Below are 12,399 nucleotides of genomic sequence, written 5' to 3' on the forward strand. Positions count from 1 at the left end.
ACTGTCATAGCGGTCGAAGGTTGGTTATCCTGCCGTCATGATCACTCTTCTGCTGTCGTCCCACGCGCAGCGTATCTGGGGCGAGCGCATCGCAGCGGCCGTGCCGCCGGGCACGTTGTCGTTCCTGACCGCCGAGGAGGCGCTGGCGGCCGAGGGTCCCAGCGCCGCCGACATCGCCTTCATGACCCGCGAGGTCACGGGGAAGTCCAGCCCCAGCAACCTGACGCCTGAACTGCGGGGCTTCGACGCGGTGGTCGAGAAGTCGCCGAACCTGAAATGGCTGCAGATCCATCCGGCCGGCGCCGAGCGCCCGATCTATCGCGAGCTGCGGGCGCGCGGCGTCAAGGTGACGACCGCCTCGGGCGCCACGGCGGTCACCGTGGCGCACAGCACGCTGGGCGCCGTGATCGCGATCAACCGGCGCTTCCCGCTGCTGGCGGATGCGCAGCGCCGCCATGCCTGGGAGCCGCGGCTGGCCGAGCGTTCGCCGCGCGACCTCGCGGGCCAGTGCGCCGTGATCGTCGGCATGGGCCCGATCGGGCGCACCATCGCCTCGCTGCTGGCGATGCTGGGCATGCGCACGATCGGCGTGCGCCGGACGGCCGAGCCCGTGGAGCCGTGTGAGAAGGTCGTGGCCTACGAGCAGCTGCACGAGGTTCTGCCGCAGGCCGACTGGCTGATCCTGTGCTGCCCGGCCTCGCCGGTGACGCGCGGCATCGCCAATGCGGCGGCCTTCGCGGCAATGCCCGAGGGCGCCCACCTGATCAACGTGGCGCGCGGTGAAATCGCGGTGGAGCAGGACGTCGTTGCGGCGCTGCAGAGCGGCAGGCTGGCCGGCGCCTATCTCGACGTGTTCGAGCGCGAGCCGCTCGATGCGGCGTCGCCGCTGTGGGATCTCCCCAACGTGCTGGTGTCGCCGCATACCGCCAGCCATTCGCTGGGCCAGAACGAGGCGATCTTCGGCATCTTCCTCGACAACCTGGCGCGCTTTCGCGCCGGTCAGGCGCTGCGCAACGACGTCGACAATCTGGGCTGAAGCGCCTCCGTCACGGCGCGGCGGTCGAGCCGCGCCCGTAGGCCGATAACGACCAGCTTGCCGGGCGTCGAGCCGACGGGCGCCGCATCGATCTCGAAGCGCCGGCCGACGACGTGCAGCGCTACACCGTTCAGGATGCCCTTGGCGCGCAGAACGCCCGTGCCCGGTGCGCTGAGGCGTCGGCCCAGTTCAGCGACATCGATGTCCTCGGGGACGTCCAGTTCGAGCGATTCATAGAGTGAAGCCGCATCCGGCGCGCCGGGTGTCGTGAGTGTTGCCGACAAACGGGGCGGCGCGGCATCGCGCAACCCCAGCAGCAGGTCGGGCGCGATCTCGGCGCGTGTTGCCGCGAGAACCCGCGCGGCCGGACTTTGCAGGGTGAGCCAGGCGAGGGTCTGTTGAAGCGAGGTCTCGTCGACCAGATCGCAGCGATTGGCGACGACGAGATCGGCGGCGCTGAGCTGGCGTGTGATCGTGTCGCCGAGATAGGCGTCTTCGGCCATCGTCCGCACCGTCTCGACATCGGCCATCACCACAATGCCGTCGATGCGATAGGGCAAGAGAAGGGTGACGGCGCTGGCCACCATGCCGGGCAGGGCGACGCCGCTGGTCTCCAGCACCACGCGCTCGATGTCCGGCCGCTGCGCCGGCAGCGTCATCAGCGTGTCCATCAGGTCCGAGCCATAGCTGCAGCAGACGCAGCCGCCGGAGATTTCCAGCGTGTCGCCGTCCGACGACACGATCAGGTCGCGGTCGATCGGCGTCGCGCCGAAATCGTTCACCAGCACCGCGAGCCGCTGGCCGTCGGCGGCGCGCAAGAGGCGATTGACCAGCGTCGTCTTGCCGGTCCCGAGATAGCCGCCGATCACCGTGACCGGCAGCCGTCCGCCAGGCCGTGTCTCCCTCACGCTCCGTTGGCGGGGAAGAGGCGGCCGCCCTGGACCGTGCCCCAGATGCGCACGTCCTTGAGCTTGTCCGGCGCGATCTCCAGCGGATCGTCCTCCAGCACGGCGAAGTCGGCGCGCTTGCCGCACTCGATCGAGCCGACTTCCCCGTCGAGCTTCAGCGTCCAGGCGGCGCCCAGGGTGATCGTCCGCAGCGCATCGGCCACCGAGATGCATTCGGTGGTGCCCAGCACGCGGCCGCTGGCGGTGCGGCGGTTGACGGCGCCCCAGGCGGTGAAGAGCGGGCCGAGCGGCGTCACCGGCGCGTCGGAATGGATGGCGAGCGGCACGCCGCTGGCCAGGGCCGTCGCGCAGGCGTTCATGCGCATCGCGCGCTCCGGGCCGACCGTCGTTTCGTAGTGCTGGTCGCCCCAGTAGAAATGATGGTTGGGGAACAGGTTGGCGCACATGCCGAGCCGGGCCATGCGCCGGAACTGCGCGGCATCGGCCAGCTGGCAATGTTGAAGCGTGAAGCGATGGTCGCGGGCCGGCTGGTCGAGCAGGGCGCCTTCCAGACAGTCCAGCGCCATCTCGGTCGCCTGGTCGCCATTGGTGTGGCTGTGCACCAGCACGCCCTTCTGCAGCGCCAGCTTGTAGAGACCGCTGATCGCCTCGGGCGGCGTGTACCACAGGCCGTTGGGGGCGCCGTTATAGTAGCCGGGCCAGCGCAGCCGCGCCGAGAAGCCCTGGATCGAGCCGTCGACGAACAGCTTGATGGCGCCCAGCCGCAACCGGTCCGTCGATTTGGTCTTGAGCTTCACGGCCATGTCGACCACCTGCTCGGGCGTCAGCGCCTGGAAGCGGCGGAACGACACGATGCGGACGGGGAAGCCCGCTTCGCCGGTGACGCGCGCCATCATCGATACCGCGTCGTCCGGCAGCAGGTTCGCGAGATCGGTGGCGGTGGTGACGCCCTGGCGCACGCAGAGCTTGGCGAAGCGGCGCAAGCCGTTCTCGTCGTTGGCCAGCGCTTCGCGGTCGAAGCCGACATGGGCGCCGACGATCGTCATCGCCTCGGGCCCCTTCAGCTCGCCGGTCGGCAGGCCGTCGGCACCGAGCGGGATGCCGGGGTGGTTGACGCCCGGCCGCAGCAGGCCCGCCAGCTCCAGGGCGCGGGTGTTCACGTTGAAGATGTGGCCGCTGGCATGCATCACGCCGACCGCGCGCGTCGTCGACACGCGGTCGAAGTCGGCACGCACGACGCGGCGGTCGCCGTAATAGATCGGATCGAGCCCCCAGCCGGCGAGCGATTCCGTGGGCGAGCCCAGCTGGCGCTCGGCTTCCTGAAGGCGCGCCACCACGTCCTCGATGGACTCGGCGCCGGGCCACACCTTGCCTTCGGGATCCATGCGGTCGAAGCGCCCGAGATAGGTGTAGCGCCAGAACGTGCCCTCGGCGGCGTGGCTGTGCCCCTCGACGAAGCCCGGCATCAGCACCTTGTCGGCGAACGTGTCGTCGAGCGTGTAGGTGCCCCAGCCGGCAAGCTCATCCAGCGGGCCGGCGCCCAGGATGCGGCCCTCGCGGACGGCCACGTGCGTGGCCTCCGGACGGGCGGGGTTCATGGTGAGGATGCGGCGGGCGCGGAAGATCGTGATCGGGCTCGGTGTCATGCACCGGACAGTAGCGGTCACGCGGCGCGAGGCCAATCGGTAGTAGGAAAAGCGACGGCGGTATCGGATGACACCGCCGTCCGTCGCCTCATCTGACCATGTTGCGCGGCACGTCGCGGAACGGCTTGGTGGTGTCGATGCTCGGCTCCTTGGGCATCTTGAGGACGCGCTCGGAGATGATGTTGCGCTGGATCTCGTCGGTGCCGCCGGCGATCGATGTCGCCGGGACCGAGACCAGGATCTCGGCGATCACGCCGTTCATCGGGCTGTCGGAGCCGGAGAGCAGCGCATCGGCACCGGAGAGCTGGGTGTGCACGCGCGCGGCGGCGCGGGCGACATGGCTGGACACCAGCTTGCCGAGCGAGCCTTCAGGACCCTGCGGCTTGCCCTGCTGGGCGGCGGCGCGGGCCCGACGGGCGGTCCATTCGGCGGCCTTGGACATGACCAGCAGCCGGGCGATCTCCTGGCGCACCACCGGATCCTCGAAGTGGCCGGTTTCCTTGGCACGCTCCAGGATCAGATCGACCCGTCCAGCGCGCTGCGGATACCACTTGTAGGGCTCCATCGTGGTCGCAATCTCGGCCCGCTCCTCGTCGTAGGCGCGGCCCTTGCGGTCCGAACCCATGGCCCAGCTGCGCAAGCCATCGGCGCCGCGACGCTCGTGCATCAGGGTCGTCGTCGTCACGGCCCAGCCGTCACCCACATTGGCGACCAGGAACTCCGGCTCGACCACGGCGTCGGTCAGGAACACCTGGTTGAACGAGGCATGGCCGTTCATCTGCTTCAGCGGCTGCACGTTCACGCCGGGCTGGTGCATGTCGATGATGAAGTAGGAGAGGCCCTTGTGCTTGGTCTGGTCCCAGTCGGTGCGGGCCAGCAGCAGGCCCCAGTGCGCGTGATGAGCCGAGGTCGTCCAGACCTTCTGGCCGTTCACGATCCACTTGTTGCCCTGCATCTCGGCGCGCGTGACCGCGCCGGCCACGTCGGAGCCGGAACCCGGCTCGCTGAACAGCTGGCACCACGTATCCTCGCCGGTGAGGATGCGGCGCAGGTACTTCTCCTTATGGAGGTCGGTGCCGTGCGCCAGGATGGTCGCGGCGGCCAGGGTGCGGATGCCGGCCTTGGCGACGCCGATCGCGCCGATGCGCGCGAATTCCTCGTCGACGACGGGCACGAGTCCGGCCGGCAGGTCGCGGCCGTACCATTCCTTCGGCCAGCCGGGGACGCCCCAGCCGGAATCGGCCAGCTTGTTGCGCCATTCGACGAGGCCCAGTTCGGGATTCCAGTTGGCTTCCAGCCAGGCGCGGACTTCGGCGCGGACGGAGTCTTCGGTGAGTTCGCTCATCTTCCTGCTCCTCAGTCGGCCCAGTGCTGCATCATCTGTTCGCGGTGATAGTGGGCATCGCCCAGCAGCACCTCCGAACTCTTGGCGCGCTTGAACCAGAGATGGGTGTCGTTGTCCCAGGTGAAGCCGATGCCGCCATGGATCTGGATGGCGTGCACGGCCGTCTGCAGGGCGGCCTCGCTGGCGGCCGCCTTGGCGATCGATGCGACGGCTGCGATGTCCTCGTCGCCCTCGTCGAGCGCCGCGGCGGCGTAATAGGCCGCCGACTTCGCCAGTTCGACGTCGACCAGCATGTCTGCATGCTTGTGCTTCATCGACTGGAAGGAGGCGATCGGGCGGCCGAACTGCATGCGCATCTGCGCGTAGGCCAGCGCATCCTCGCGCAGCCGCTCGGAAACGCCGGCCATCTCGTTGGACAGGCAGACCGCGGCCTCGACCAGGGTGCGGGCGAACGGCGCCGCCGCGGCGCCGGCTTCACCCAGCAGCGTCGCCTCGACGCCCTCGAAGTCCAGGCGTGCCAGCTTGCGCGTCGGATCCATCACCTTGAGGTTCCGCCGCTCCAGTCCCTGGGCGTCACCCTTGACGGTGAACAGCGAAAGTCCCGCCTCGCCCGAGGTTCCGGCGGTGCGCGCCAGCACGACGATGAGATCGGCGGTATGGCCGTCCAGCACGTAGCTCTTGTGGCCGTCCAGCTTCCAGGTGCCGCCGGTTTGCGTGGCCGTCATCCGGGTGGCTGCGCCCTCCCAATGGGCGGGGTCCTCGACCCAGGCCAGCGTGGCGATCGTGTCGCCCGCGGCGATGCCGGGGAGCAGGGCCTGCTTCTGGTCTTCGGTGCCGGCGTTCAGGATCGCGCCTGTCGCCAGCACGGCCGTCGAGAAGAACGGCGCGCAGAGCAGCGCCCGGCCCATCTCCTCCAGCACGATGCCCAGTTCACCGAAGCCGAAGCCCTGTCCGCCATAGGCCTCCGGAATGCGCACCGCCGTCAGGCCGAGTTCGGTATTGAGCTTGCGCCAGGCGGCGGGCTCGAAGCCGGCGTCGGTTTCCATCAGGCGCCGCACCTCCTTGGTGGGCGAGCGCTCGCCGAGAAACCGGCGCAGGCTGGTCCTGAATTCTTCCTGCTCGCCGGAGAAACTGAACTTCATCGAAAATCCTCCCAGTGTCGATTTTAGGCACTGGGAGGGATGACCGGAAGCTCCCGGCAGGCGTCGGGAACTGCAGGGCGAGACGCCGCCGAAGCAGCGTCCGCGCTCAGGCGTGCAGCAGGTCGACGTTGACCGCCGAAGCATCCTGCACGCCCGTGGCGACGAAGCCGAAGCTGATTTCCCCGTCCTGGGCGATGGTTCCGTTGTACGAGGCGTTGCCGACGACGTATCCGCTCGAATCGTGCGACACGATGACGGCGTTCCAGATGTCGGTGATCTGGTTGCTGGTCTCGATCTTGACCTGCCAGCCGTTGACCGCGCCGGCACCGTCGTTCTCGAGCGTCACGCTGCCGTTGAAGCCGCCGGACCAGGAGTTGACGATCGCGAAGACGGCATCGACGTCGTCCGAACCCGGCGTCGGCGTCGGCGTCGGTGTTGGAGGAGGCGTCACCGCCGTATCGTCGTCCACGATGGTGGCCGTGCCGGTGGCGCGCGAGATGGTGGCGCCCACCGCATTGGTCAGCACGACGCCGAAATGCTCGTTGCCTTCGACCAGCTTGTCGGGCGTGATCTCGATCGTGATCGTCTTGCTCTGCTCGCCCACCGCGAAGGTGACGTGGCCGGTGCTGGCGATGAAGTCCGCCGCGCCGGCCTCGCCGTAGACGGTCTGATAGTCCACAGTTACCTCGTGCTTCGCGGCCTCGGACAGCGTGAGCACGAAGCTTGCCGTCGCACCGGCAGGCGCACTGCCGTCGCCCGGCGCATCCTCGTGGAACTCGTACTGGATGGGCGACAGGTAGCCCATCTTGTCCTGGTTCACGGTCCGCCAGTCGTTGGCCAGGATGCCGCCGGTGTCGCTGGAATTGGGATTCCACGACCAGAAGGTCCAGCTCACGCCCTTTTGGCCGGCCGGCAGGTCATGCGTGCCGTTGTTGTCGAGGTCGCCCGAGAGATAGGAGGTGATCGCCTCCAGCCACGGAGCGTCCTTGGGATCCTGGAGCCTCGTGCCGAACTCGCCGATGTAAACCGGTGCGATGCCTTCCCTGTAGATGTAGCCCCACATCTGATCGAACTTCGCGGGCAGGTTCTCCGCGAAGTTGGCGCCCTGGAACCACGGCTGGGCATAGACCGAGTTCGGGTAATCGTGTGCCGAGTAGACGAGCTTGTTCGCGATATCGAGCTCGATCGGCCGGTCGCGCACACCCATCAGGTTGCCGCCCCACCAGTAGCTCTGGCCCTGGTAGTTGGCGACGCCCTCCACGAAGATCAGCATGTTGGGATTGACCTCGCCGATCGCGTTACCGGCGCGCTCGGCCGCCGCCGCCCAGTCGTTCGGTCCGCCGCCACCCCAGGTGCCGTTGTAGGGCTCGTTGTGGAGATCCGCGCCGATCACCGCCGGGTTGTCGGCGTAGCGCTCGGCCAGCATCTTCCAATCGGAGATCCAATCCGCTTCGCTGTGCTGGCTGTCGTACCAGAGGCCGTTCTCCGACGCGCTGGCACCCGAGTTGTTGCGATGGTGGTCGAGGATGATTTTCAGCCCGATCTGTTCGGCATAGGCCACGATCTTGTCCATGACCTGCAGGGCGGTAAGGCCTTGCAGGTCGGGGTTCGCCCAATAGTTGATGTTGGGCGTGCCCGTGCTGTGGAGCGTGTCGTTGGAGAAGGGCAGGCGGATGGTGTTGAAGCCCAGGTCCGCCATCTGGTCCATCATCTCCTTGTAGTTGCGCGTCCACAGGCCGTGTGGCGCCAGGTCGTTGTTCTCGAAGCCGAACCAGTTCACGCCGGCGATCTGCACCGAATGGCCGGCCGAGTCGACGATCTGGTTGCCCGAGGTGCTGAGCCAGCCCGGCGCCGCGCCGCTGCCGGGATTGCCCTCGATCACCGAGGCATCGGAGATGCTGAGCGTCGGCAGCGTCGGCGTGCCATTGTCGTCGTTGACGATCGTGCCGATGGCGCCGCCGTCCTTGATCGTGGCGCCGGCCGGCGACGACAAAACGAGCTTGAGCGTCTCGTTGGCCTCGACCGCCGTGTCGCCGGTCACCTGGATATTGACGATCTTCGATGTCTCGCCCGCGGCGAAGGTCAGCGTTCCCGTCTGGGCGGTGTAGTCCTGACCGGCCCTGGCCGAGCCGTTGCCGGTCGCGTAATCGACCGTGACCGGACCCGACGTGGCGGCGGACAGCGTGACGGTGAAGGCAAGGTTCGTGGTGCCGTTGTTTCCTTCGGTAACCGTCGCGTCGGCGACGGAAAGTCTCGCATCGTCGTTGAGGATGGTGCCTGTCGCGGCGGCGTCGGCCAGCGTGGCGCCTGCGGGCGTCGTCAGATTGATCTTCAGCGTCTCTTTGCGTTCGATCACCGTGTCGCCCATCACGGCGACGTTGATCACCTTGGAGGTTTCCCCGGCCGCAAAGGTAAGAGTGCCGGTCTGGGCGGTGTAGTCCTCGCCAGCCTTGGCCGTACCGTCGGCGGTGGCATAGGTCACGGTGACCGGCCCGCTGGTGGCTTCCGAGAGGGTGACGGTGAAGGCGAGATTGCGCGCGCCGCTGTCGCCTTCCTTGAGCGAGGCGTCGGCGATGGCGATTTTGGGAACGATCACGTCGTCGGTGAGGATCGTGCCCGCCGCCGCCCCGTCTGCCACGGTGGCGCCGGTCGGCGCGGATAGCCTCAACGCAAGCGTTTCGTTGAGTTCGGCGACTCTGTCGCCGTTGACCGTGACGCTGACGGTCTTCTGTGTCTCGCCGGCCGCGAAGGTGATCGTCCCGGATTTGGCGACGTAATCCTGCCCAGCCAGGGCGGTGCCATCCGCGGTCGCATAGGCGACCGTCACCGGCCCGGTGGCCGCCTGGGACAGGCTGACGGTGAAGACCAGCTGCTTGGTGCCGCTGTTGCCCTCGACGATCGACGCATCGCCGACCGACAGGGTGGGAAGGACCGGCGGCGGTGCGCTGCCGTCTCCGTTCAGCGACAGACCGGTCGCCGCCGTCCCGCCGGTGGCGCCCGGCGTCGCCTGGAAGCCGAAGGTGACGCTGCCGCCGGACGAGACGTCCGCATTGTAGGAGGCGTTGCGCAGCACATAGTGGGTGCCGACATGGCTGACGATCTCGGCGCCCCAGATGTTCGTGATGGCGAAGCCGGCGTCGAATTCGACGGTCCAGCCCCGGGTCCCGGACGTGCCGCCCTCGACCGTCATGTTGCCGATGAAACCCGAGCCCCAATTGTCCTTGATCGCGTACTTCACCGTCGCCATTGCCTACCTCCACTCGGTTTCGCGGACGCAAGGTTGCCATCGACTCTCTGACAGTAAATCTGCAGCCGCGGCCCTAGTCGATGAACGCGGCTGGAAAATCGGCGAACGGCGTCTGCACTCCCTCCCCGGTCGGTGCTTGCCTCGCATCGCCAAATGCCCAATCTTCCGCCGGTCGACCGCTGCCTTGTCCCGAGTTCATGAACCCGTCCGCATACCTGCTTGCCCAATGGAACGGCCTGTCCCTGTTCTGGCGAGCCCAGCTTGCGGGATGGGGCCTCTTCGCGATCGTCAACGTCATGGCGCAGCGCGTGGCTTTCCACAGCTACGGCGTCGCCTTCGCCCGCACGGGGCTCATCCTTCTGTGCCTGATCGCGATCTCGACGGCGATGCACACCGTTTACGTCTCGCGACCCTTCAAGGCCCGTGTGTCGCTCGGCGCCATGGCGTTGATCGGTCTGCTGTCGCTTCTCGGCGCGCTGGCGACCGCGACCGCGATCGTGGCCGCGCACGAAGCCCTTCCCTGGCTCGTGACGCCCGACCGGCGCGGGGCCGAGGAATTCCTCATTCCCCTGGTGCATTATTTCTTCGTCCTGGCGGGATGGAGCCTCGCCTATTTCTGGCTGCGCGCCGAACTGGCGGAGCAGGCCGAGCACCGCAAGGCGATGCGCGCGCAGGCCGAGGCTCTGCGGGCCGAGCTCGAGCAACTGCGCCTTCAGCTCGACCCGCACTTTCTCTTCAACGCCCTGAACGGGGTCGCCGAGGAGATCCCCGAGCGCCCGGGCGCGGCGCTGGAGATGCTGCGCAACCTCACCGCCTACCTGCGCCATTCGCTCGACGGCATCGATCACACGGTCGTAACGGTTTCGAACGAAGTTGCCGGGTTGATGGCCTATCTCGGCGTCCAGAGGGCGCGCTTCGGTAACCGCCTGCATGCGCGTCTCGACGTGATGCCCGAGGCCGCGCAGTGGCGCATCGCGAGCTTCCTGCTGCAGCCGCTGGTGGAGAATGCCGTGAAGCACGGCCGCCGCGACGATGGACTCGACCTCCGCATCGACATTCGCCTGTCTGGCGATACGCTTCACGTCGAGGTCGAGAATAACGGCGTGCTCGACGTGACGCCGCGACCGGCACGCCGCCGGCGCCCCGGCATCGGGGTGGAGAACGTGCGCCGTCGTCTCGCGCTGCACTATCCGGACCGGCATGCCTTCAGCCTGACCGAGATCGGCGAGCAGGCCGGGGACAAGAAAGTGATCGCGACCCTCGAACTCAGGGGCGAGCCGTGCGGGTCCTGATCGTCGACGACGAGCCGCTGGCCCGCAGTGCCCTGCGGCGGTTGCTTGCGGCCCATCCCGAGGTGGAGATCGTCGGCGAGGCCGACAGTACCGAAGCCGCCCGCCATCAGGTCGCAAGCACGCAACCAGACCTCGTTCTCCTCGATATCGAGCTGGGCGGCGGCCGCGACGGCTTCGACCTTCTCGACTCGCTGGAGCGCCGGCCCATCGTGGTCTTCGTCACGGCCTATGCCGAACACGCGGTCGATGCCTTCGCGGTCGAGGCGGTCGATTTCCTGCTCAAGCCGGTGGAGCCGGCGCGCCTGGAACGAGCGCTGGCGCGCGCGGCGCGGGAAATCGCCCTGCAGGCGCGGCCGCCCGGTCCCGAGTCGATCGAGCTGCGGACACCGCGGCGAACCTTGCTGGTCGCGCCGGCCGAGATCGTGGCGCTCTGCGCCGACGGCGATTTCGTGCGCGTGTTCGTGGCCGGGCAGCCGCCGGTGATGATCCTGCGCACGCTGGCGCATTTCGAAGAGGTGCTGCCGTCCGGCTCGTTCGTGCGGTTGGGCCGGTCGGTGATGATCAATCGCGACCGGTTGCGCCGCGTCGACGCGCCGACGCGATCGACCAGCCGCCTCGTCCTCGAGGGCATGACCGATCCGCTCGTCATCGGCCGCGCGGCGGCGGCCCGGCTGCGCGAGGTGCTGGCGGAGAAGGGCTGACCGTCCGGGGCGGTCTGGCACCGAAGCTGCAAGGCTCCTGCTGCAAACGTCGCGGGAGGACCCCATGAAGGCCGTCGTCATCCATGCCACCGGAGGACCCGAGCAACTCGTGCTGGGCGATCTGCCCGATCCGGTGCCCGGCCCGGGCGAGGTCCTGATCGATGTCGCCTATGCCGGCTGCAACTGGGCCGACACCCAGGTGCGCGTGGGTATCTACCCGCATCCCATGACCTATCCGATGGTGCTGGGCTTCGAGGTCTCCGGAACCGTGGCCGCGCTGGGACCGGGCGTGACGGGCGTGGCGGTGGGCGATCGCGTCGCGACCTTCCCGGAGAAAGGCGGCGCCTATGCCGAGAAGTGCGTCGCCGCGGCCACGGGCCTGATCAAGCTGCCGGATGCGGTCGGCCTGGACGTCGGGGCGGCCTTTCCCATCCAGGCGCTGACCGCGTGGCATATGATGTGGACGATCTATGGCGGCGTCGGACCGGGCGATACGGTGCTGGTGAACGCGATCGGCGGCGGCGTCGGGCTGATGTGCACCCAGCTTGCCGTCCACGCCGGCGCGCGCGTCATCGGCACGACGGGGACGCCGGGCAAGGAGACGAAGGCCCTGGCTTACGGCGCGTCGCGGGTCGTGGTGACCTCGCAGGAGGATTTCGAGCCTGCGGTGCTCGACTTCACCGGCGGCAAGGGCGTCGACCTGGCCATCGATTCCTACGGCGCCACGATGCTCGACCGCACCTTCGGGGTCGTGAAGATGCTGGGCCACATCATCAGCATCGGCGAGGCCGAGGGGCAGCCGTTGAAGAACATCCGCGAGCGCATCCTGCCGCGCTCCCAGACCTTCACCCGCCTGCATCTCGGCCATATCGACCAGACGTCGGCCGAATGGCGAAAGGGCGTCGACCAGGTGATGGCCGGTCTCGTCGAGGGCTGGCTCAAGGTGCCCATCGAGGGTGTGTTTCCGCTCAGCCAGGCGGCGGAGATGCACCGCCGCCTCGAAGGTCGGGGCGTGGCCGGCAAACTGCTGCTCAAGGCGGGTGGCTAAAATTCTTCTCCTCCCCCGTCAAACGGGGGAGGCT

At 68.1% G+C, this 12,399-nt stretch carries 9 protein-coding genes; 4 read left to right on the forward strand and 5 right to left on the reverse strand.

Features of this window, described 5'->3' with window-relative positions:
• Window positions 1-37: 37 nt before the first annotated feature.
• The gene (locus tag ACO07K_RS27455; protein ID WP_422033592.1) at window positions 38-1,036 is read left to right on the forward strand and encodes a D-2-hydroxyacid dehydrogenase; all 999 of its coding nucleotides are present in this window, start codon (window positions 38-40) and stop codon (window positions 1,034-1,036) included.
• Here ACO07K_RS27455 and ACO07K_RS27460 read toward each other — a convergent pair.
• From ACO07K_RS27460 to ACO07K_RS27480, 5 genes are all read right to left on the reverse strand, one after another.
• The gene (locus ACO07K_RS27460; protein WP_422033594.1) at window positions 1,000-1,944 is read right to left on the reverse strand and encodes a CobW family GTP-binding protein; all 945 of its coding nucleotides are present in this window, start codon (window positions 1,942-1,944) and stop codon (window positions 1,000-1,002) included. The genes ACO07K_RS27455 and ACO07K_RS27460 overlap by 37 nt on opposite strands.
• Window positions 1,941-3,590 (reverse strand): amidohydrolase, encoded by a 1,650-nt coding sequence (locus ACO07K_RS27465; RefSeq protein ID WP_422033596.1) that lies wholly within the window; start codon window positions 3,588-3,590, stop codon window positions 1,941-1,943. Before ACO07K_RS27465 ends, ACO07K_RS27460 begins: the two co-directional genes overlap by 4 nt.
• Before the next feature lie 88 nt (window positions 3,591-3,678).
• The gene (locus ACO07K_RS27470; RefSeq protein WP_422033598.1) at window positions 3,679-4,935 is read right to left on the reverse strand and encodes an acyl-CoA dehydrogenase family protein; all 1,257 of its coding nucleotides are present in this window, start codon (window positions 4,933-4,935) and stop codon (window positions 3,679-3,681) included.
• A gap of 11 nt (window positions 4,936-4,946) precedes the next feature.
• Entirely contained in the window at window positions 4,947-6,077 is a 1,131-nt protein-coding gene (locus ACO07K_RS27475) for an acyl-CoA dehydrogenase family protein (protein ID WP_422033599.1), read from the reverse strand.
• A 106-nt stretch (window positions 6,078-6,183) separates the two neighbouring features.
• Window positions 6,184-9,324 (reverse strand): Calx-beta domain-containing protein, encoded by a 3,141-nt coding sequence (locus ACO07K_RS27480; RefSeq protein WP_422033600.1) that lies wholly within the window; start codon window positions 9,322-9,324, stop codon window positions 6,184-6,186.
• A 197-nt stretch (window positions 9,325-9,521) separates the two neighbouring features.
• Here ACO07K_RS27480 and ACO07K_RS27485 point away from each other — a divergent pair, with 197 nt between their 5' ends.
• From ACO07K_RS27485 to ACO07K_RS27495, 3 genes are all read left to right on the forward strand, one after another.
• Window positions 9,522-10,616, forward strand: a complete 1,095-nt coding sequence (locus ACO07K_RS27485) for a sensor histidine kinase (protein WP_422033601.1) — start codon at window positions 9,522-9,524, stop codon at window positions 10,614-10,616.
• Complete coding sequence (locus ACO07K_RS27490; RefSeq protein ID WP_422033602.1) at window positions 10,604-11,317, forward strand: LytR/AlgR family response regulator transcription factor; 714 nt, start codon at window positions 10,604-10,606, stop codon at window positions 11,315-11,317. Before ACO07K_RS27485 ends, ACO07K_RS27490 begins: the two co-directional genes overlap by 13 nt.
• 64 nt (window positions 11,318-11,381) lie before the next feature.
• Window positions 11,382-12,365 carry a quinone oxidoreductase family protein gene (locus tag ACO07K_RS27495; protein ID WP_422033603.1) on the forward strand — a complete coding sequence of 328 codons (984 nt, stop codon included), beginning with the start codon at window positions 11,382-11,384 and terminating at the stop codon, window positions 12,363-12,365.
• Window positions 12,366-12,399 lie beyond the last annotated feature (34 nt).

Origin of the sequence: Reyranella sp. (assembly GCF_965228225.1) — a bacterium.
GTDB lineage: Bacteria > Pseudomonadota > Alphaproteobacteria > Reyranellales > Reyranellaceae > Reyranella.

Coding starts and splice junctions, on each gene's coding strand:
- ACO07K_RS27470 (WP_422033598.1), bottom strand. CDS start 4,935: ATGAGCGAACTCACCGAAGACTCCGTCCGCGCCGAAGTCCGCGCCTGG.
- ACO07K_RS27495 (WP_422033603.1), top strand. CDS start 11,382: ATGAAGGCCGTCGTCATCCATGCCACCGGAGGACCCGAGCAACTCGTG.
- ACO07K_RS27485 (WP_422033601.1), top strand. CDS start 9,522: ATGAACCCGTCCGCATACCTGCTTGCCCAATGGAACGGCCTGTCCCTG.
- ACO07K_RS27465 (WP_422033596.1), bottom strand. CDS start 3,590: ATGACACCGAGCCCGATCACGATCTTCCGCGCCCGCCGCATCCTCACC.
- ACO07K_RS27455 (WP_422033592.1), top strand. CDS start 38: ATGATCACTCTTCTGCTGTCGTCCCACGCGCAGCGTATCTGGGGCGAG.
- ACO07K_RS27480 (WP_422033600.1), bottom strand. CDS start 9,324: ATGGCGACGGTGAAGTACGCGATCAAGGACAATTGGGGCTCGGGTTTC.
- ACO07K_RS27475 (WP_422033599.1), bottom strand. CDS start 6,077: ATGAAGTTCAGTTTCTCCGGCGAGCAGGAAGAATTCAGGACCAGCCTG.